This window comes from Shimazuella sp. NTD248 (assembly GCF_059510395.1).
This window is the reverse complement of the sequence record NZ_JCAJZT010000005.1, coordinates 1-24,233: the sequence shown is the minus strand read 5'-3', so window position 1 is coordinate 24,233 and position 24,233 is coordinate 1. Positions and strand designations below refer to the sequence as shown.

The 24,233-nt window shown below is 38.0% G+C and carries 5 protein-coding genes; 4 read left to right on the top strand and 1 reads right to left on the bottom strand.

Annotated features, from left to right (window positions below; all coding sequences use genetic code 11):
• Positions 1-94: 94 nt before the first annotated feature.
• Complete coding sequence (locus AC5WOE_RS12140; RefSeq protein ID WP_496052683.1) at positions 95-1,252, top strand: D-alanyl-D-alanine carboxypeptidase family protein; 1,158 nt, start codon at positions 95-97, stop codon at positions 1,250-1,252.
• 96 nt (positions 1,253-1,348) lie between these two features.
• Here AC5WOE_RS12140 and ilvA read toward each other — a convergent pair whose 3' ends face one another.
• Positions 1,349-2,605: a threonine ammonia-lyase IlvA gene (ilvA, locus tag AC5WOE_RS12135; protein ID WP_496048831.1), complete on the bottom strand. Its 1,257-nt coding sequence runs from the start codon at positions 2,603-2,605 to the stop codon at positions 1,349-1,351.
• A gap of 281 nt (positions 2,606-2,886) precedes the next feature.
• On the opposite strand from ilvA, the gene AC5WOE_RS12130 reads away from it, so the two are divergent.
• The 3 genes from AC5WOE_RS12130 to AC5WOE_RS12120 form a co-directional block, all read left to right on the top strand.
• Complete coding sequence (locus AC5WOE_RS12130) at positions 2,887-9,387, top strand: amino acid adenylation domain-containing protein (protein WP_496052682.1); 6,501 nt, start codon at positions 2,887-2,889, stop codon at positions 9,385-9,387.
• Entirely contained in the window at positions 9,388-20,067 is a 10,680-nt protein-coding gene (locus AC5WOE_RS12125; protein WP_496052681.1) for an amino acid adenylation domain-containing protein, read from the top strand.
• A 5-nt stretch (positions 20,068-20,072) separates the two neighbouring features.
• Positions 20,073-24,233, top strand: a 4,161-nt coding sequence (locus AC5WOE_RS12120; protein ID WP_496052680.1) for a non-ribosomal peptide synthetase, incomplete at its 3' end; no start/stop codon positions are given.

Here is a 24,233-nt window from a genome sequence, read left to right as displayed (position 1 = left end):
GGAAATATGCTAGTTTTTCCTTATTTGAAGTGATAATATATTTCTGTTGAAGTAATTAGTAAGGACAATTTAATCAGGCAGGAGTAGGGGCGTAATGGTAAGAAAATTTTCTCTGTTTCTATTATTGATCACTATTTTGTCCTTTTCTATGGGAACGATGGTATTTGCTGAAGCAAAAAAACCAACCGTCCAAGCAAAGGCCACCTATGTGATTGATTATTCAAGTGGAGCTATTTTAACTGATGATTACGGAAACAAAGAACTAGCATTAGCAAGTCTGACAAAATTGATGACAGTTCTGATTGTGCTTGATCAAATTTCTGCTGGCAGATTACACTGGTCAGATATTGTTACTGTGAGTAAAAAAGCAGAAGCTGTCAATGAATCAGAGATTCGCCTGGTAGCAGGGGAAAAAATAACGATAAAAGAACTTGTAACTGGAATGATGGTTCAATCGGCAAATGACGCAGCGTATGCTCTGGCAGAAAAGATAAGTGGTTCAGAATCAAAGTTTGTTGCTTTGATGAACCAAAAAGCTAAGCAACTAGGATTGACCAAAACGCATTTCTATACGAGCAATGGTTTGATCTATAAATCGTCCTCTGGAAAAGTCTATAATAACTATATGTCAGCCGCTGATATTGCTCACTTAACGAGGACTTTAGTAGCGACCCATCCAGAAATCTATACATTTAGTAAAATCACTCATTATACGTTTCACAAGGGTACCAAGCGTGAAATGAAGGTAACGAATACCAACCTCATGTTACCGACACTTGCGTATGGTTATAAAGGAGTAGATGGCTTAAAAACGGGTTATACATCTGCTGCTGGTTATTGTTATACAGGAACCGTACAACGAAACAATTTTCGTTTAATAGCAGTAGTGCTAGGCTCGAGTTCTGTATCAAAACGTTTTTCCGATACCAAAAAACTATATGATTACATTTACAGTATCTATACACCACGAAAAGTTTTAGAGGCAGGTAAACCGATCTCCTCTTATAAAACGATCACCATACAAGGTCATAAAGGACCAGTAACGATTGCACCATTACGAAATTTGACAGTACCGCTACGCAATGGTCAAGAAAAAAATTATACTTATCATATTGTGATTTACTCCAATTTAAAAGCACCGATGAAAAAAGGTACAGCAGTTGGGTATGTTCAAGTGTATGACAAAGGAAAAGCTGTAGCTGGTACACCGCCAATCTCGCTCGTAACAACGACAAGTGTAGCAAAGAATTAGAAGATACATCTGATAGATTAATTGGATACCTAGATGACGTCGATATGAATATGTTTGCACTAAAAAAGACTCCTTAGGAGTCTTTTTTTCAAAGAATTAGATAAGCAAATTAAACAATTGTGGATTATTGTTTACTTCTGTATACGGAAATCCATACTGTTCCATACGTTTTAAAAGTGCTGGATAATCTTTTGGGTCTTTCAGCTCAATCCCGACAAGAGCTGGCCCTGAGCTTTTATTGTTTTTCTTGGTATACTCAAACCGAGTGATATCGTCGTCCTCACTTAAAACATGTTGGACAAACTCACGAAGTGCTCCTGCTCTTTGGGGGAAAGAGACGATAAAATAATGTTTCAATCCTTCATAGATCAGAGATAGTTCCTTCATTTCTTGCATACGATCGATATCATTATTGCCACCGCTAATGATGCAGACGACATTTTTTCCTTTAATTTCTTGGCGATAGAAATCAAGAGCAGCTACAGAAAGAGCTCCCGCGGGTTCTACCACTAATGCAATTTGATTGTAAAGTTCAAGGATAGTACTACAAACTTTTCCCTCTGGTACTACGGTGATATCATCTACTAATTCTTGAACGATTTGAAAAGTTAGCTGACCTACTTGCTTTACTGCTGCTCCATCAACGAAAGGATCAATCTTATCCAGCGTCACCACTTTCCCAGCTTCTAATGATTTTTTCATGGAAGGGGCACCTTGTGGTTCTACACCAATTATTTTGCAATCTGGGTTTACACCCTTCATATAAGAGCTGACCCCTGATATCAGACCACCGCCACCAACTCCTGCAAACAACATATCTACTTTATCAATGTCATTCATGATTTCCATTCCTATGGTGCCTTGGCCTGCAATAGTGCGGTAATCATCAAATGGATGGACGAAAGACATCTGATTTTGATCACAATATTCTTTCGCTTCTAGATAGGAGTCGTCGAAAGTATCCCCAGTCAAAATAACTTCTATATATGATCCACCATAGCGCTTTACTTGTTCTACTTTTTGCCTGGGAGTGGTAGTTGGCATGAATATTTTACCTTTGATGTTAAGCTTACTACATGAATAGGCTACCCCTTGTGCATGATTTCCAGCACTGGCACAGACGACCCCTCTGTCTCTTTCTTCTTCTGATAAACTTTGAATCATATAGAAAGCACCGCGTATTTTAAAAGAGCGTACTACTTGTAAATCTTCTCTTTTTAAATAGACATTACAGTCGTATAGATTAGATAAATATTCATTTCTTTGTAATGGAGTGCGAAATACCACATCTTTTATCATCTGATTTGCGATGATGATATCTTCCATTTTCATTAGTATGGATTGTGTAGTCATGGATAATTTCATTCCTTTTTTCACAAGTATCTTGAAAAAGATTCTATCATATTTTTAACATCCTTGTGTAAGAAGTCCCCTGCTCCTATAGGAGGAAAATTGCTAGCGGCCTTTTTGTGAGGTTGGAATATGCAGAATTATTACAAACTGTGTCCGATCATTGACACAACTTATTTTAGTCTGATAGTATGTCATTATAATTTCCAAAAAATTCATCATATAGAAATGAATGTATTTTTTCTTCCGTATATCGAACTTTTTTAATAGATGAAGGAGGAATCATGGATAAAATATTTAGAACTTTGATCGATATTGCTAGATACCGTGCCCAATATCAAGGGAATCGAAAAGCATACACCTTTTTAAAAGATGGAAATAAAGATGTAGTGAGTTATACATATAAAATATTAGATTTACGAGCTAGAGCAATTGCAGCATGGCTTCAAAGCAAAGTCCGAGAAGGTGATCGAGTTATGTTGATGTATCACCAAGGACTTGATTTTATTAGTGCATTTTATGCTTGTTTATATGCTGGAGTTATAGCAGTTCCTGGCTACCCACCTGAAGAACAGCATCGACGAACAGCTCGTTTGCAAGCAGTGGTGAAAGATGCAGGAGCTAAGATTGCTTTAACAACAACAGATGTTTTACACCAAATAAATGTAGAAAAAAGCAAGGATTTAGTAGGTTTGGATATGGAATGGTTTCCAACAGATACATTATCGGACGAATGGGCAGAGTCTTGGAAAGAGGTCACAATAGATCGTGATACAGTCACTTATTTGCAATATAGTTCAGGTTCCACTGGTGATCCCAAAGGTATCATGGTAAGCCATGGTAATATGTTGGATAATTCAGCGATTATTTGTGAGCGATTACAACATACGGAAGATGATGTTAGCGTTTCATGGCTTCCAATTTTTCATGATTTGGGCTTGATTGGTTGTGTGATCCAACCTATGTATGTTGGTTTTCACGCTGTTTCACTATCACCTTATCAATATGTTGAAAATCCATATCTATGGTTAAAAGCGATTGATCGTTTTCGAGGTACGACGACTTGTTGTCCCAACTTTGGTTTTGATCTATGCATCCGAAAAATCACACCTGTAGAGCGAGCTTCTTTAGACTTAAGCAGTTGGAGAGTTGCAGTTAATTGTGCAGAACCAGTCAGGCATCGGACTTTAGAAAAGTTTACAGAAGTATTCTCTCCTCATGGATTTCGTGCAGAAGCGCATTATCCCATGTATGGAATGGCTGAAACTACATTATTTATCACTGGAGCAAAATGGAATGAGAAACCAAAATATCAATCTGTTTCTATTTCCGATTTAAACCATGGAAAAGTTTGCTTCACGGATTCGAAAGATTCAAGAATAGTTGTCAGTTGTGGACCTGTTGGAACAGGATTGACCGTCAAAATTGTAAATCCGGAGACTTTGACCTTATGTGAAAACAGTGATGTGGGTGAGATATGGGTTAAAGGAAGTAGTGTAGCTCATGGGTACTGGAATCGACCAGAAAAAACAAAGGAAGATTTTGCTGTATCGATAAATGGTGATGGCCCATATTTAAGAACTGGTGATTTGGGATATTTTGTGGGCGATGAATTGTTCATTGCTGGTAGATATAAAGACCTTATTATTATTCGTGGAAAAAATCTATATCCACAAGATTTAGAACTGACAGTAGAGTCCTGTTCTTCTTTTATTCGTCCAGGTTGTGGGGCAGCTTTCTCTGTTGATCATGAAAACGAAGAAAAACTGATTATTGTGCAGGAGTTGAGAAAAAATGCGAAGGAACTCATAGATGTTTCTCAGTTAGCACACCAAATACAGCAAAGATTGTCAGAGGAACATGGTGTTGCGTGCTATGAAATGGTCTTTATTGAAGAAAATAGTGTAAATAAAACATCAAGCGGGAAGATACAGCGCCGAGCTTGCAAAGAGGCTTATCTGGCAGATGATTTGAATGTAGTACATCGATTGGTAGAAAAGAATACTTCTTCTATAAATGTAAACAAAGGTGAGTTTGATTGGCAAAAATGGAGTTTATTAACTCCTTCTATGCAACGAATCGAGTTGCAATCAGATTTGGTTGGTCTATTAGGATTACAAGGTATAGGAACAAAGTGGGAGCAACAAAGGCTTTCTTTTTTTGGATTTGATTCTATAAAAATCCTTCAATTCAAATTTTTATTAGAAAAAAATTGGAATATTGAATTGCCCTCCATACCAATTTTACTTTCTTGGACTTGGGATCAACTTATTAGTTGTATTCATTCCCAATTACTTGAACGTCCTAATGAAAGTAAAATTTTAAATACAAGCCCTATTCCCTGTATGGAAATTCCTTTGAATCGAGGACAAGAGGCGCTCTGGTACATTCATGAAACATGTCCTCAAAATGCAGCTTATTTAATGCCGATGGCTGTTCGATTTCCAAAAGAATTAGACAAGTATATTTTGTCTCAAGCTGTTCAGCAGCTTGTCGATCATAATACCATTTTGCGCTCTTCTATTCAGGAAAAGGAGGATGGGAATTTATTTTTTCAAGCGCAAGAGAATGTATCTCTTGATTGGTCAGAGAAAGAAGCAATAGTAGATTTTAGATCACAACTGATGGAGGATGCTTATAAGCCATTTGATTTACAACAAGCTCCATTGTTTCGGACAAACTTATATAAACATTTGGATGGTTCGTATACTGTTTTGTTCTGTTTCCATCATATTATTTGTGATTTATGGTCATTGGATATGTTTCTTTCTGAACTTCGTACCTGTTATCTGGCTTTAGAGGCAGGGACAAAAGTTGCTTTACATTCCAATGCCCCAATACAGATGGAGAAAGAGACGTTAACAGCATCGACCCTTTCTTACTGGAAAGAAAAGTTAACTGGTGAATTGCCTATTTTGTCTTTGCCTCAAAAACGATCTAGAGGAATGAATCAATCTTTTCAAGGTCGAACCATAGAGACCAAAATTTCATCTGAGTTTGTTCAATCTCTACGTACTTTTGCTAGAGAATATGGAGCAACAGTTTACCAAGTTTTGTTAGCTGTCTATCAATTGGTTCTATCTCGTTACAGTGGACAAAAAGATGTGATAATTGGATCACCTGCCACAACTAGATCGACGATTTCTTCCTCGAAACAAGTGAATCACATGGTAAATCCTATCGCTATCCGAGGAGACTTGTCGAATTCTCCTACATTCATTCAATTGTTAAAACAAACAGTTCAACATGTACAAGAGGCTTTTGAAAATGAGATACGCTTTATTGATTTAGTAGAACATCTTAATGTTTATCGTGATCCGAGTATTCCTTCGATTTTTCAGGCGATGCTTGCATTTGAACAAACACTATATGTTCCTGAAACAGCAGCAATATCGCTTGGAGTAGGTAACATTAAACTAAAATGGGAAAAATGGGAGCTGGAGAGTGTAGCATTGCCAGATCCTACATCCCAATTTGATTTGACATTAAAAATTGCTGAATACGAAGGTGAATTATTTCTTCATTGGCAATATGATTCATTTCTTTTTGAAGAGAGTCTCATGCAACAATTAGCAGGGAGTTTTTCGATTATGCTAGAGCAAATATTGCATAATCCAAACCATTCCATTGACTCGTATTCGAGTATGTCAAAAGAACAAGAATTGCAGATCATTCAAGCAGGCCTTGGAGAAAAAACACAAGCTCCTGTTCTGACGTTAAACCAAGCATGGATGGAACAAGTAAGAAAAACACCGGAAGCGATAGCAGTAGTAGATGGCCTTGATCGTTTCTCTTATCAACAGATGAAAGACGATGTTAATCAATTTACACATTTGTTAAAAGCAAGAGGAATAGGAAGTCAGCAAGTAGTCGGTATTGCACTAAGACGAAAGTATCCGTTATTAGTAGCGATGATGGCTGTATTACAGACCGGAGCAGCCTATGTTGGTTTAGATCTTTCTTATCCAGAAGATCGTTTAAATTATATGATACAAGATGCAAAGACATCTTTGGTAATAATCGAACCTGATAGGCAATCAAAACTTGGGAGAATCGATACACCAACATTACTTGCTACAAGAAGTGTTTGGCGAAATTTTCCTAAGTATGATACAAAGACGAATCAAGATGTACATGATCTTGCTTATCTTATTTATACATCTGGTTCTACAGGAAAACCAAAAGGTGTTGCCATTGAACATTTTCAAGCGATGACTTTTGTACAATGGGCACAAAGCGTATTTCCAGCAAGTGAATTGGCTGGAGTATTATTTGGGACTTCTATCTGTTTTGACTTATCTATCTTTGAGTTATTTGTACCTTTGTTGACAGGTGGTAAAGTGATTATTACTGAAAATGCACTTTCTCTACCATCTCTATCAGCAGCAGAGGAAGTTACTCTTCTCAATACGGTACCTTCCGTGGCAAAAGCCCTCGTTGCATTAGGTCTACCATCATCTGTAACGACACTAAACCTTGCTGGAGAGGTTTTAACTAGGAAACTCGTCGATGAATTATATCAAGTTAAGACAGTACGTAAAGTCTACAATTTATACGGACCATCTGAATGTACGACTTATAGTACTTATACGCTTATATCCAAAGAAAAAAAAGCGTCTCCAACAATCGGAAAACCTATCTCCAATACCAATGTTTATATATTAGACTCCCATCTTCAAATCGTTCCTAATGGAACCGTTGGTGAACTATGCATCGGAGGGGCAGGAGTTGCCCGTGGGTACGTTGGTCAACCTGAGAAGACAACAGAAAAGTTCATTGATCATCCCAAATATGGAAAATTGTATCGTACAGGTGATTTAGTGAAATTTTCGTCAACACAAGAGCTTATTTATATTGGTAGATCGGACTTTCAAGTCAAAGTGAGAGGTTATCGTATTGAATTAGGAGAAATTGAGGCTGCACTCTGTGAGTATCCCACAGTAGAAGATGTTGTTGTGATGGTGAATGAACAACAACTAATAGCTTACTTTACGAAAAAGCAGGATAGAAAAGAACTGGAGTTGTCTTCTATAAAGGAGTTTTTAGAAAACAAATTACCTTCTTATATGGTGCCAAATCATGTAGTAGAGTTATCTTCTTTTCCATTGACCTTAAATGGAAAAATTGATCGAAAGTTACTGCCGGAACCTACTGAGAATCACCATGAAAATAAAATCATGCAACCAACAAATGAAACAGAAATGAAACTATTAGCTATTTGGCAAAAAGTGTTGAAGAAAGATGGTATCGCAATCAATGATCGCTTCTTTGAATTAGGTGGAGACTCTATTTTGAGTTTACAAGTAATTGCGGAAGCTAAGAGGGTTGGTTTACAACTAAGTCCCAAACATTTCTTCACTCATCCGACGATTGGTATGATGGCTTGTATAGCAGTAAATAAATCAAAACTTTCCATTGACCAAAGTGTAGTTACTGGTGAAGTAGGCCTTACACCTGTGCAAAAATGGTTTTTTTATCAAAATATACCTAATTATAACAATTGGAACCAATCGATGATCCTTACACTTGAGAAAAGAGTGAAATCCTCTCTTTTGGAACAAGTTTTACAAAAAGTGGTGGAGCATCACGATGCGTTGCGTCTTCGATTTCGCAAAGAACAAGATCATTGGACATGTTGGAATGCAGAAACCGAAAAGCAATCTTTTTTCCGAGTGGTGGAAGCGAAAGAGGCATCATTAACAGAAATACATCGACAATCAGAACAACAGTTAAATATTATGGATGGCCCATTAATACATGCAACTTTTGTCCAGAAAAAAGGAGAGGCTGCAAAATTAATTCTTGTCGTTCATCACTTAGCAGTGGATGGTGTTTCATGGAGAATATTGCTTGATGATATCAATCGACTGTATCATCAACTGGAAACCGGGATTCCTTTGGCACCTCCAGCAAAAACTACATCCTATGCTAATTGGTCTAAGTATTTGAAGTTTCACAGTACAGATTCTATACTCACTCAGAAAGAGAAACATCAATGGCTAGAAATTATTCGGCCTGCCAAAGATCGTTTCCCAATAGATTACAAAGATGGAGTAAACACTGATACTCAGGTGGAGGAGTATATACAAGTCTTTACCAAAGAGGAAACCAAAAATTTACTTGAACAGTCATTCACAATAAAGATGAATGAATTGCTATTAACGGCACTTTGGAAAGGTTATCAAAAGTGGTCTGGAAAGCAAACATTGAAGTTAGATGTAGAAGGACATGGAAGAGATCATCAAAGGGAAAATTTGGATGTCTCACGGACAATTGGATGGTTTACGAGTATATTCCCTGTTATCTTTCAAGGAGATGCTACAAAAGATGGTATTTCGATTGTTCAAAAACAACTCCGAAGCATTCCTAATGGAGGTATAGGATTTGGAATTTTACGGTACCTAAGCAGAGATGAAGAGATAAGGAGTACTGAAACATCACCTATTTGTTTCAACTATTTGGGCCAGTTTGATCAGATGATCGAAAAGGATGGGATATTTACCCATTTGTCTTTTTATGGACCACGCAAATATCAAGAAGTAACTCGTCCTTATTTGATGGAGATCAATTGTTATATTCAAGAGGGTAAGTTGATTGTTTCTTGGGCTTATAGTAGAGCGCTCTATCGAGCGAATACCATTTCTGTTTTCGCTGCCGCATTTCATGAGGAGTGTATGTCTTTCAAGCAAAAAGATCGAAAGTTGAAGTCAGGGAACAATAGTAAAATAAAAGATTCCGACTTATCTAGAATCTTTTCTAAAATCAAGGAGAGAAAGGGCCGATAAATGTTGCAAGAAGGAATACAAGACGTTTATCCTTTAACACCTGCTCAACAAGGTATATTGTTTCATTCGCTGGATGACACTACCGTTGGTGTGTATGTAAATCAATTGTGTCTTCGACTTAATGGTTCTATAGATTTGATTCGATTTGAACAGGCATGGAAACATATTGTACAGCGTCACGACGTGTTTCGTACTGCTTTTTTTTGGGAAGAGTTGTCCACTCCACTTCAAGTGGTCTCAGATGAGGGAAATATACCCTTTGAGATAAAAGATTGGAGTCATCTTACAGAAAAAAGGCAAGAAGAGTCCTGGGAGCAATTGCTTATTCAAGATAGAGAGTTAGGATTCGATCTACAAGAGGCTCCTCTAACTAGAGTAACAATGATCAAAGTTGCAGAAAAACAGTATCGAATTTTATGGACATTTCATCATTTACTTTTGGATGGCTGGAGCTGTCCTATTGTATTGAAAGAGCTACTTGATTTTTATAATAGGAAGGCAGACTTTTTGGAATCTTCTTTGTTTTCCGAGTTTGTGGCTTGGATAGATGCAAATGATCAGTCAGAAGCCTTAGATTATTGGGGAAAGCAAGTAACTTCGATAGAAGAACCAACTTTTTTATCGGATCAGCAAATCCATGAACAATCTCAGTCAGTAGTACCATCCGAGCATAATCTTGTTTTTTCAGCTGAACAGACGAAATTAATAAGACAGATAGCAAAACAGTTGAATATTACAGAATCTACTTTGCTGCTAGGCGCTTGGATGCTGACAGTCAGCCTTTTTACCTCGAAATCAGATATTGTTGTTGGAATGGCTGTTTCAGGACGATCTGCTTTACTAGAAAATTATGAGAATCGTGTCGGTATGCATATGAATACGGTACCTGTACATGAGGCAGTAACATTTGAAGATGCAATACAAGATTGGTTACAACAATTGCAACAAAAATTGCTAGATATGCGGATGTATGAACATACATCATTGGCTGATATAGGAGCATACAGCCAAGTAGCAAAGGATCTCAATCTATTTGATAACATATTTGTTTATGAAAATTACCCATTAGAAGAATGGAAACAAGAGGATTTTTCTTTGGTGATAGAAGAATCGATTGAGCGATCACATTTTCCATTGACTTTGATGGTTATTCCAAATGAAGAAATTCGTTGTAGATGGATATATAACTCGACTGTGTCATCTGCAAGGGTGAATGCACTTGCTTCGCATTACCAACATATTTTGCTGCAGATACTAGCGATGCCAGATCAAAGTCTATCTTCTATAGAATGGACAACCATGGAGGAAAAACAACAAATTTTTTCTTGGAATCCGTCCGATTCTAATTTGATTCTTTCTGATGAACGTATGCATCAACTTTTGGAAAAACAAGTAACTGTATCTTCTGGCAAAATTGCTATTCATTGGGGAACAGAAACGATTACGTATCAAGAATTAAATAATCACGCCAACCAGTTGGCACGTCTGCTTTTACAAAGAGGGATGCAGGCAGGAGATGTGATAGCAGTCGGTATGCCACGCTCCATTGAGATGGTGATTGCTTTTTATGCCATCTGGAAAATGGGCGGTGCCTACCTTCCGATTGATCTGACTTACCCAGAGGCGAGGTTATCGTACATACTAAGTGATGCAAAAGCTAAGTTCATGATCACTACTTCGGATGTAGTGACAGCATATCAAGGAGAAACGCTGCTATATGATCAAGTGACGGATCTTATGGCAAGTTTATCACCCGAAGACTTACAGTTAGAGGGAAGTAATATGTCCCTTGCTTATGTGATCTATACTTCGGGTTCTACAGGAGAACCAAAAGGTGTAATGATTACTCATCGTAATGCTGTTCATTTGATGCAATGGGCGAGTACGATATTTTCACCAGAAGAAAGAGCTGGAGTGTTAGCATCCACTTCCATTTGCTTTGATTTATCCGTATTTGAGTTGTTTTTCCCTCTAAGTAATGGCGGAATGGTTATTGGAGTTGAAAATATACTTGAATTGGCAGAATTGACCGAAAGAAAACAGGTGACCCTAATAAATACGATTCCTTCTGCTATTGCTGAGTTATTGGAGCTTGATGCTATACCATCTAAAGTAAAAACAGTAAATCTAGCAGGAGAGTCTTTAACAAATGGTTTGGCACAAAAGCTTTATGAATTGGGTAATGTGGAAAAAGTCTATAACTTATATGGGCCAACTGAGGATACCACCTATTCTACTTATTCTTTAGTAGAGAAAGGTTCGATGAAAGTTCCCACCATTGGTCAGCCGATTGATCATACAGAAGTATTTGTGATGAATGATCATGGAAAGTTGATGCCAATCGGCATACCAGGAGAACTATACCTTGGAGGAGCTGGAATATCAACTGGTTATATGAATCGACCTACATTAACGGAAGAAAAGTTTGTCAATCATCCTTTTCGTTCAGGAGAGAAACTCTACCGTACAGGAGATCAAGTAGTATTGCTGGGAAACGGGGAGTTAAAGTATTTAGGTAGATTGGATCATCAAGTTAAAATTCGAGGGTTTCGCATTGAATTAGCAGAAATTGAGCATATCTTAGAAAAACATCCAGAAGTAACAAAAGCCATAGTAGTAGCCAAAGAAAATCAGCTGATCGCATATGTGATGGGTCAAGTTAATCACTTTGACTACGAAAATTATCTCACGTCATTTTTGCCTTCTTATATGGTGCCTAACCATTTTATTGAAATAGGTGAGTTTCCTTTGACCCCTAATGGAAAAATTGATCGGAAAGCACTTTTAGACAGGCAAATGGAACGGGTGGATGTCATTCTTCCTACAAACGATTCCCCATTAGAAGAGATTCTCAAGGGGGTTTGGAAAGAAGTATTGGGAATACAAAGCGTATCCACAACCGATAACTTTTTTGCTCTAGGTGGACATTCTTTGCTGGCGACGCAAGTTATTTCGAGAATAGCTAGAATTTTTCAAGTGACAATGCCGATTCGTTCTTTATTTCAATCGCCAACTATCAAGCAATTAGCACGAGATTTGGATCAGATGTTACATACTCACCAAGAAGAACATGAACCAATTGAAAGATACCAGAAAACTGGAAAATTACCACTTTCTCCATCACAAAAGAGAATTTGGTTTTTAGAACAAGTCTTGCCTTTGAAGCATGTGTATCACTTGCCTTTCGTATTAAAAGTAAAAGGTCATATGGAAATACAAGGTTTGGAACAAGCAATTTGTTATCTAATTGCCCGTCATCCAGCTCTTCGAACTTCTTTCTATCAAGAAGATGGTGTTCCTTATCAGTTGGTTGAAGAAACTCTAACCATTTCATTGGAAGAGATGGATGTTTGCTCTGCTGAAAATCCAGAGCAAGAGGCCAAATTGCAAATTGAAAAAGAGATAGAAGTTCCATTTTCTTTAGATTCTTCGCCGTTAATTCGGGTAAAGCTGTACCGGCTTGCTGACGATGAGTTTTATTTATTTTTCTTGATGCATCATTTGATCGCAGATGGATGGTCCTTGTCTATTTTAGCTCGTGAGCTTTTCCATGTTTATGAAAGTATTTGGATGGAAAAAGATATTGATTTACCAACTCTTCCATTGGAACCAGTAGATTATGCCAAATATTTAGAAGAGATGGCTGAATCAACAAGTTGGAATCGGAAAATATCCTATTGGAAAGAAAAGTTGTCAGACTTGCCATCTCTTGTTCTACCAACTGACTTTCCGAGGCTGAATGAACAATCCTTTGAAGGAAACAGCATATATCATCTATTATCTGTTTCTTTGTCTCAAGATTTGAAAGCATTGAGTAATGAACAAGGTTCCACGCTGTATATGGTATTACTTGCTGCGTTCCAAGTATTGTTGAGTCGTTATACAGGTCAAACTGACATTGCAGTTGGTAGTCCTGTGGCGGGGAGAGATGATGAGCAGTTAGAAGGGTTGATAGGATTTTTTGTAGAAACGATCGTTATTCGTGCAGATTTGAATAATGCTGTGACATGGACAGATTTATTGCAGCAGGTTCGAGAAATATCACTCGAAGCATATGCCAACAGTCAGGTACCATTTGAAAAAATAGTGGATGCAGTAGCTCCAGATCGTAAATTAGGCGAATCTCCTTTGTTTCAAATAATGTTTGCGATGCAGTCGATTTCCAACGAAAGGCAGAACAAAGGAGATCTTGTTATTCAACCTATTCCAGTTTCTCTCCCATCTGCCAAATTTGATTTAACTCTTACTGCTGTAGAGCAGACAGATGGTATATTTCTAACATTTGAATACAATTGTAATCTTTTTGAAGAGAAGACCATTCGGCGTATCATGAAAAATTACGAACAGATTTTACAAGAAATGGTTCGTGATTTGGATCAGAACTTCCAAAGTTTTTCTTTATTGAGCGAAGAAGAAGTGGAGATGCTTCATTTATGGTCTGTGTCAGAGGAAAAGGCTAGTTTTGAGTTTCGATCATTAACTGATCATATTCAAGCACAAGTTGAAATCGTTTCAGAGGGCTTAGCAGTAGTAGAAGATCAAAAATCATTATCTTATTTAGAATTAGAACAACAATCGACTCAACTAGCATTATTTTTGCGTTCTATCGGAGTCGGTAAGCATGATCGAGTTGCCATATGCTCTCATCGTTGCCCTGAATTGGTTGTAGCACTTTTAGGTGTGATGAAGCTGGGAGCATGTTATGTACCATTAGATCCAACATATCCACTTGATCGATTAGCTTTTATGATTGAAGACTCTGGTGCATCCGTCCTATTGACTCAACATCACCTGACTGGGTGGCTTGACGGATTAGCAACAACCACGTTTGTCATAGACAAACATCCTGTTTCCTGGGACCATATGCCAACAGATGCGCTATTTTCTCCAATCGAAGAAAATCAGCTCGCTTATATGGTTTACACGAGTGGATCAACTGGATTACCTAAAGGAGTGTGTATCACACACGGAGGACTTCATAATTTGGTGCAGTGGCATCGCCAATCTTACCAATTGACAATTGAAGATCGAACAACAATGTTAGCAGGACCAGCATTTGATGCTGCAGTATGGGAAATTTGGCCAACTTTAGCAGCTGGGGGAACATTGATAATACCGAATGAAGAGAAAAAAGCAGATCCAACTGAATTGCGGGATTGGTTAATCTGTCAAGGTATAACGATTAGCTTTATACCAACACCGTTACTTGCACAGCTACTTTCTATTCCTTGGGCAAATGGAGGAAGTTTACGATACTTATTAACGGGTGGAGATCAGTTGCATGTCTATCCTCCAGATGATTTTCCAGTGCCAATATACAACCATTATGGTCCTACAGAAAATACAGTAGTAACTACAGCAGGTCTTGTGCCATCTAAAGGAACTTGGTCTCCTTCTATTGGAAAACCGATTTATGGGGTACATATATACATACTAGATGAAAAAGGATTGCTGGTTCCCATAGGTGTGCCTGGGGAATTATGTATTGGTGGAAATCAGTTGGCAGCAAGGTATCATGAGTTATCGGAGAAAACCGAACAGTCTTTTATTCAACATCCTAAATATGGTCGTTTGTACAAAACAGGAGATCGTGTGAGGATGATGGCTGATGGAAATCTTCATTTTCAAGGCAGGATGGATCGACAAGTCAGTATACGAGGTTATCGAGTGGAATTGGGGGAGATAGAAGCTACCTTAGCACAATTAGATCGGGTTCATGAATCGGTGGTAGTATTGGTTGCTAACAACAATCTAGTAGCTTATGTAGAAATGGATGGCGATGATATCCAGTATGTAAAGGATGAACTAGCCCAAAAACTTCCTACTCATATGTTGCCGAAATTATTCATTCCTTTACCGTCTCTACCACTTACGGAAAATGGAAAATTTGATCGTGCTAATCTGCCTGAACCAAAATGGGTTCAGTTAGTAGACGAAGATGCTTTTATTGCTCCCCGTACGAAGATAGAGTGTCAATTAGCAGAAATATGGGAGCAATTACTTAACATCGAACAGGTCAGTGTACATGATAATTTTTTTCAACTTGGCGGAGATTCGATTATCAGCATTCAGATGGTTGCACGTGCAAAAAATGCGGGTGTAGCAATTACTGCCAAGCAAGTGTTTAGCCACCAAACTATCTTTGAACTATCGAAAGTTGCAAAATTAGCACAAGAAGCCAAACATGATCAAGGATTAATTGTAGGTGAAGTTTCGCTTACACCAATACAGACTTGGTTCTTTGATCAAAAGATGGAAAATCCAAATCATTTTAACCAAGCGATGTTGCTGACTTTGAAACAACATCTGTCTGCCTCCATTTTAACTAACGCACTAGAGAAATTAATGGAACATCATGACTCGTTCCGGTTGAGATTCGTAGAGACAGACAGAGGATGGCGCCAATCGTATAGCACAATATCGGCTAGTGTACCATTTCAGGTATTGGATATTAGTTCATTTTCCGAAGAGGAACAAATGGAAGCGATTAAGCAAGTAGGTGAGAGAACACAGATAAGTCTTCACTTGAACGAAGGCCCTGTATTTCGTGCTATCTATTTTAAACATGCTATCAATCAAGATGATAAATTATTATTGGTGGCGCATCATCTTATTATTGATGGTGTATCTTGGAGAATTATTCTAGAAGATTTATCTGACATATATCAGCAAATAGAGATGGGAAAAGAACCGATACTTTCTGCAAAAACGACATCCTATCAAGCCTGGTCTAATACATTATGGAAACTTACTCAATCTCAAGATTGGGCAAAAGAAATTGCTTTTTGGAATGAGCAACAAGTTAAAGAAGATGAATTATTGCCGGTATGTATGGGAGAAAGTGAAAATAGACAGAGTGATGCGAAAGAAATCTCTTTCCGATTGCCAAAAGAACTTACAAGACAACTTTTAACTCAGAGCTTTCAATCATACAGAGCTCATGTTTCGGAGTTGCTACTATCTTCACTAGTGAGTTCCTATCATGCTTGGTCAGGTAATGATACTGTATCCATTGATTTAGAAGCACATGGACGAGAAGAATCGATTGTAGATGGCACAGATCTCTCTCGAACAATTGGATGGTTTACAGCTGTCTATCCAGTAAAGTTTAATATTGCAGCTGAAGAGTGGGAACAGTTAGTGCCAATTGTTCAAAAACAACTATCTCGTGTTAGGAAACAAGGAATAACGTATGGGATGTTAAAATGCTTAAAAATGGAAAAATTATCATCTAATTCCCAAATTAGTTTTAATTATCTTGGTCAGTTTCAAGCTGATCCTCAGTCTATCTGGGCAACTTCTACATCAGAAAGAATAGGGAGTTTAATAGATCCTGCTTTCCGTCGACCCTATGCTTTAGATGTGTGGTCCGCTGTTCAAGAAGATCAGCTTCAAGTGAAATTTATTTATGACCCACTCCAGTTTTCGAAAGTTCAGATTACATCTTGGATAACACTTTATCAGCAACAGTTGAATTTACTTATTCAACATTGCGTGGCTAAAAAAACACAACCGATGTTAGCTGATTTTCCATTAGCAAAGCTATCAACTGAAGAGCTTTTAAAAGTACCAAGATTAGCAGATGTGAAAAGTATTTATCCTTTGAGTCCACTTCAGGAAGGTATGTTGTTTCATAGTCTCTATGAAAATGACAATGAAGCTTATGTCATTCAAATGACTATGAAGATCACAGGTGAACTAAATGTTACGGCTTTTCGTGAAGCTTGGAACAGGTTAATGGAAAGGCATCCCCAATTAACTGTTTCGATTTGGTGGAAAGGGGTTCGTAAGGCGCATCAGATTGCGTGGAATCACTTGGAAATACCCATTCATCAAATGGACTGGTCTGACAAGAATAGAGCAGAACAAGAACAATTACTAATAGACTTTTTAGTAAACGATCGTAAAAAAGGATTTAATTTGACCGAACCTCCTTTGATGCGTGTGGAGTTCATTTCGATTGGGGAACATGAACATCGAGCAATATGGAGTTATCATCATGTTGTATTTGATGGATGGAGTATGCCGATTATTTTAGAAGAATTGCTGCAAATCTATCAATCATTGTTAACACAACACAGATTACAGTTACCATCTGCCGCTTCTTATGAACAGTATTTCAAATGGCTGTCAGAACAAGATGAGGAGCTAGCCAAATCTTACTGGTCACACCAATTGGCAGATGCAACTGCTGCAGTAATAGCAATACAAGCCCATGATAGCAGTAAATCGACTCATGAAGAATGGACCACCTACTTGTCAGACGAATGGACGGAACAAATCAAGTTGTTTGCAAAACGACAAAAAGTGACCATGAATACAGTTATTCAAGCTGTCTGGGGTATTTTCTTATCAGCCTATAGTGGTCAAACTCATTTTCTATACGGAACGACAGTTTCAGGTAGACCAGGTTCTTTAAATGGTGTGGAACAAATCGTCGGACCATTTATTAACACCGTTCCAGTGAGAATAGAATTAAACAAAAATCTATTAATCAACAACTATCTTATTGGATTGCAACAACAGCTAAAAGATACAGAAGAATATGCATATGTTCCACTGACCAAAATTGCTGATTGGGCTGGTGCAGGTAAAAAGGAGCCATTGTTTCACTATTTGTTAGTAATGGAAAATTACCAAATGCGCTCTTTAGAAAAGGAAAGTATTCAAATCTCAGAGTTAAAAGGGTTAGAGAAAAGTCATTACCCTCTTGTATTGGTGGTAGCGCCTGGAGAACGTTTGTTTTTTAAATGGATGTACAACAGTAGTAATTGGAATGAAGGCACAATAAAGCGATTTATGCGTTTGTTTACCAGCCTTCTTCAGCAGCTTGTCCAATCCGATGATGGAACAATTGCAGGACTAGATTTCTTGCCGGAAGAAGAAAAAGTACAACTTCAAAACTGGCATCAAACAAAAGAGGTGTCGAATCCTTTATCAGTACTAGAACGAGTTGTAATTCATGCTACAGAATCTGCTGATCATCTTGCTATTGAAAGCCCTACGGGAACTCTGACATATGGTGAGTTATATCAAAATGCAGCGCAGCTTGCTTATTATTTGCGAATGGCAGAAGTAAAACCAGAAGATTGCGTGGGTGTGCTTTTAGACCGGTCTATCGAATTAGCTATAAGTTTGGTAGCGATTCATCTTCTAGGAGCTACCTATGTACCGATCGATCCAGCTTATCCAGATGATCGAATCAACAATATGATCCAAAATTCTGGGATGAACGTAATTATTACAGATAGTTGCTTCCGATCCAAGTGTACAGATTCCAATAAGCATTTGATATGTATGGATACAGATAAATCAAAATGGATCAGTATGCCAACCATCCATACGCGATTAGTTCAGCCTCATCATCTAGCTTATGTCGTTTACACTTCAGGATCGACAGGAAATCCAAAAGGAGTGGAGATTACTCATTCATCTTTGCAACAACTCGTAGATTGGCATCAAACTACTTATGAGCTTACTCGCAAGGATAGGTGTTCTATGTTAGCGGGAGTTGGATTTGATGCTTCTGTTTGGGAGATATGGACAGCATTAGCGAGTGGAGCGACATTAGTAATAGCAGAAGAGGAAAATAGGCTTTCTCCTAGTCGATTGAAAAATTGGTTGATCCAAGCTAAGATTTCCATCAGTTTTGTTCCTACAGTAATTTGTGAAGCGTTTTTCCAATTGGATTGGTCTGGTGAAACTTCATTACGTGTATTGCTAACTGGCGGAGATCAGCTTCGCCGATATACACCAGCATCATTTCCAGTAAAAGTAGTAAATCACTATGGGCCTACAGAGAATACAGTTGTCGCTACATCTGGTGTAGTGCATGCAGAAGGGGATGGGCATGATCTGCCTTCGATCGGATTTCCTATAGCTGGAACCTCGGTCGCGGTTGTGAATGGATTTGGTCAACAACTTCCAATCGGTGTTCTTGGCGAATTGTGGCTATCAGGAAAGAGTCTAGCCAATGGTTATCGAAAGCAAACGGATCTTACAACAGAAAAGTTTATCCATCACTCCCAATTAGGCAGAGTTTATCAAACTGGAGATATTGTCCGCTATGGAATGGATGGTCAACTACTGTTCATTGGGAGAAAAGATGATCAAGTTCAACTACGCGGATATAGAATTGAACTAGGAGAGATTGAAGCAGTATTGATGGAGCATGAAGAAGTGACCCAAGCTGTGGTACTTATGCAAGAACAAGCAAATGGAGAAAAAGTGTTACATGGTTTTGTCCAGGCAAATCGAGATTTACAAACAGAATGGCAAACATTAATAAAGCAGAAGTTACCTGAATACATGCATCCAGCATCAATTAAGTGGTTAACGCAAATTCCGATGACAGAAAATGGTAAAATCAACAAAGCATCATTGCTACAAATGGAAATTGAGCTTACATCATCTTATGTTGCACCTTCTACTCCTATGGAGCAGAGGTTGGTCTCGATCTGGGAGGAACTAATCGGATCAAAGCAAAAAATCGGTGTAGAGGATAATTTTTTTCAGCTAGGTGGGCATTCCCTTCTGGCTACTCAAATTATTACTCGAGTGAATGAATTGTATCGTTGTAACCTTCCGCTTAAGGTGTTATTTGAATCTCCGACAATTAGTGAGTTAGTCAAGCAAATAAAACAAAATCTTCTTCGTAAGGCTTCTGTAAGAAAGGGTTGACCAGAGTGGATAACAAAAATACAAACACAAAGGGAAAAGCATTAGAAGCTATATTAATGCAACATCCTTTCCTATCTTATATGGAAATCAAAAGAGAGCAAAATAAGCAAATTGTCTATTTTGTCTCTAAAAGAACAAAAGCTCTTAAAAGATTTGAACTTCGACAGTATTTAAAAATGATGGCAGTTGATAATCTCGATTCTACCATATTTGTAGAAGTTCCTTCGTTTGAAAAAGCGGAGGGAACTTCTTTTCCTATTTCTTTTCATACTGTCACAGAAGAATTAGTTGCAGAAATATGGGGAATTTGGAGTGATAAAACATATACAGGCGTTTACGACTTTTTTTCTGAAAAACATGTTGCTGAAAATATGATAGATCACCTTAGAGAAACTTTCGAAGTAGATATTTCAGTTGACTATGTACTTGATGTTCCTTTATGTGAAGTAGCTGAATATATTGATGTCCAATTAGAAACAGATACTCCCACCAAAGTTATATTAGATAAACAAAAACCAGTCATACTTTCCTCTGCACAACAAAGGATATGGTTTTGGGAGCAACTTGTCCCTAACACAACGGTTTACTCTGTACCTGCTGCTTATAAGTTGACAGGTAATGTAGAACTTACAAGACTATATCACGCATTAGAACAATTGATGGAAAGACACCCTATCCTTCGTGTTACTTTTCATGCAAATGAAGATGGGACTCCTGAACAACACTTGCATTCACAGCTTACCGATTGGTTTTTTTATCAAGATTTAAGGGGAGAAGCACAACCTGAGAAATTTGTAGAATCTTGCATACACCATGACTTGGAACAAACATTTGATCTTTTACAAGGGCCTTTATTTCGAATTTATCTATATCAATTGAAAAACGAATGGAGACTGCTAATTTTAGCTCATCATCTTGTAATGGATGGATGGTCTTTAGGGGTACTTGTTAGAGATCTAGCTGCTCTTTATGATGGGAAACAATTGCCAGTAAATGAAATTGATTATCTTGATTATGCAGCTATTGAACAAGGAAAAGATTGGGGTAAAGAAGCCAGTCAGTTGGCTTATTGGAAGAAAAAATTACAAGACTTACCTATGACACGAGTAGCGACTGATTATCCTAGAGGCGCAGAAGAATCTTATCGAGGTTCAAGTATAACGACAACTTTTCCCTCTCATTTGGTTCGTAGGCTTCACCAAGTTGCACAATCGACTGGTTCAAGTTTCTATATGGTTTTACTCACGGCATTTCAATTACTTCTATCCAGATATGATGGGGGAAAAGATATTGTAGTTGGAAGTCCTGTGGCGGGTCGTTTTCAGTCTGAATGGGAGAAAGTGGTTGGATTTTTTGTGAACACCATTGTGCTTCGAACAGATTTATCAGGGAATCCAACATGGGACCAATTGATTGGACGTGTAAAAGATACGGTATTAGATGCTTTTTCTCATCAAGAGGTTCCATTTGATAAAGTTGTGGAAGCAGTTTCACCAGATAGGCAAACCTCCCTATCTCCATTCTTTCAAGCTATGTTTGTATTACAAAATATGAATTTAGACACACCAACTGATTCTTCTATCCAGTTTGAGCCAATGTTATTACCCCAGTCCATTGCAAAGTTTGATCTGACGTTGACAATGATAGAAGAAGATGAAGAACTTCGTGCTATTTTGGAATACAATTCAGATTTATTTGCAACTACTACCATTGCTAGGATGCTAGAGCAGTTAGAGCTGCTGCTAGTTAGTTTGACGTCTGACCGAAATGCATGTGTTCATCAAGTAAGTATACATACAGAAGGTAAAAAAAATGAAGCATTGGAATGGAATCGTGCTGAGAAAACATATGAAGAACAATCTATTCCAGCTCTGTTTGAGCGACAAGTACAACAAAATCCACATGCTATCGCAATGCAATTGGGTGGGGAATGCTGTACCTATCAAGAATTGAATGACAGAGCAAATCAAGTAGCCCGCTATTTATCTGCACACGGAATTGGAGCAGGAGACCGAATTGGTATCTGCTTCGAGCGATCTATGGAACTTTATATCAGTATGCTTGGAATTACAAAATTGGGTGCTGTCTATGTACCTTTTGATGTTCAGTATCCTAACGAGCGCTTTGCTTATCTGTTATCTGATGCAAAACTATCTTTAGTATTCACTTCAGCTAAGTTTGTAGATCGATTTCAAGATGTATCATTTTCTACATTAATATGGGAGAAAATAGATTTTGGTGAAGTGAGTACAAGCAATTATGATTCACCTGCAACCATTGATTCCCTTGTTTATGTGATGTATACATCCGGATCGACAGGTCAACCAAAAGGCGTGGAGATCACTGCAAGAGGAATTGTTCGTCTCGTCCAAAAACCAAATTATATGGAAATTATACCAGATGATGTTTTTTTACAATTGGCTCCAGTTGCTTTTGATGCTGCTACATTGGAAATTTGGGGATGTTTCTTAAATGGTGCGAAGTTGATAATTATGCACCCTGTTACGCCATCTTTAGAAGATATAAGTGATGCCATTGTACAAAATCAAGTAACAACATTATGGTTGACAGCCGGACTGTTTCGACTCATGGTCGAAGAACATCTCCCATCGATCTTAGGTCTTCGATACTTGATAACTGGTGGAGATGTTGTATCGGCAAGCCATGTAAAACAAATATTAGCGCAAAATGGACCACAATTGATCAATGGTTATGGCCCAACAGAAAATACAACTTTCACTTGTTGTTATCCAATTCCAGCAGATTGGTATGGAGGTGCATCCGTTCCAATCGGAAGGCCGATAAATGGCACCTATGTCTATATTTTAGATGACAATGAAATGGAAGTTCCGCTTGGTGTACCAGGAGAATTGTACATTGGTGGAGATGGTTTAGCATCAGGTTATGCCGACAGACCTGAACTTACAGCAGAAAAATTTGTAACTATTGCCGGTAAAGGTAGATTGTATCGTTCTGGTGATCTGGTTCGTCTTGATCAGGATGGTTTGATACATTTTGTAGGTCGATTGGATCATCAAGTCAAAATTCGTGGTTTTCGTGTAGAACTTGGTGAGATTGAAGCAGTTATGACAACACATCCAGCAGTAAGTGATGTTGTTGTACTCGCTAAAGAAATGAGACAAGGTGATAAACAGTTAGTTGCTTATCTGAAAGCAAATAGACAAAGTGATTGGAAGGCTTGGCTCGAGAGTAAACTTCCTGCCTATATGATTCCTAGTAATTTCATCGAATTATCTACTTTTCCACTGACCTCAAATGGAAAAGTAGATCGAAAGCAGCTAGCTGCGCAATATAACTTTATAAACAAAAACCAACAGACCTATTATCATCCTGTGAGCGAGGAAGAGAAACAGTTATATAACATTTGGTCAGAGGTTTTAGGGCATGACCAATTTGGTATACAAGACAATTTTTTTTCTATTGGTGGGCATTCATTGCTAGCAACACAAATCATTGCTCGAATTCAAAGAGATTGTGGAGTTTCTCTACCATTACAATCGCTATTTACTAAGCCAACAATTGAAACATTATCTCCGCTTTTGCAACTTCCGGCAGCGGATTCGCATCTTTCTTCAAAACAAGAGGTGAAACCGAGGGAAATCCCTGCATCATTTGCACAAAAACGATTGTGGTTTTTTGATCAGTATTCTTCTGAACGTAATTTATATCGTATGCCAATTGTTTTACAAGTAAGAGGGAAATTGGTTCGTGAAAAGTTAAAGGAAAGCTATCGATCCTTACTTCAAAGACACAAAGCCCTTCGTACAATTTTTTACTTTGAAGATGGACAGCTATATCAGCGGATAACGGAACTTTACGATGATTGCTTCCAATATGAAGATTTACGTTTGCATGGAAACCCGCCGGTAGAAGGCAATAAACGGATGGATCAAGTTCTAACAAGTGCTCTTGATCTTACGGAAGGACCGTTAGCCAAGTTGTATGCATATCAATTGGCAGATGAGTGTTGGTATCTCTTGTTCGACATGCATCATATTGTCGCAGATGGAGCTTCATTGCAGATTTTGACAGATGGATTTTTCCAGTATTATCAAGGAGAGGAAGTTGCTCCACTTTCTATACAATATGTTGATTACACTTGGCAGGAACAATTATGGATGGAAACGGAGCAAATGCAACAGGAA

Coding starts and splice junctions, on each gene's coding strand:
- AC5WOE_RS12140 (WP_496052683.1), top strand. CDS start 95: ATGGTAAGAAAATTTTCTCTGTTTCTATTATTGATCACTATTTTGTCC.
- ilvA (WP_496048831.1), bottom strand. CDS start 2,605: ATGACTACACAATCCATACTAATGAAAATGGAAGATATCATCATCGCA.
- AC5WOE_RS12130 (WP_496052682.1), top strand. CDS start 2,887: ATGGATAAAATATTTAGAACTTTGATCGATATTGCTAGATACCGTGCC.
- AC5WOE_RS12125 (WP_496052681.1), top strand. CDS start 9,388: ATGTTGCAAGAAGGAATACAAGACGTTTATCCTTTAACACCTGCTCAA.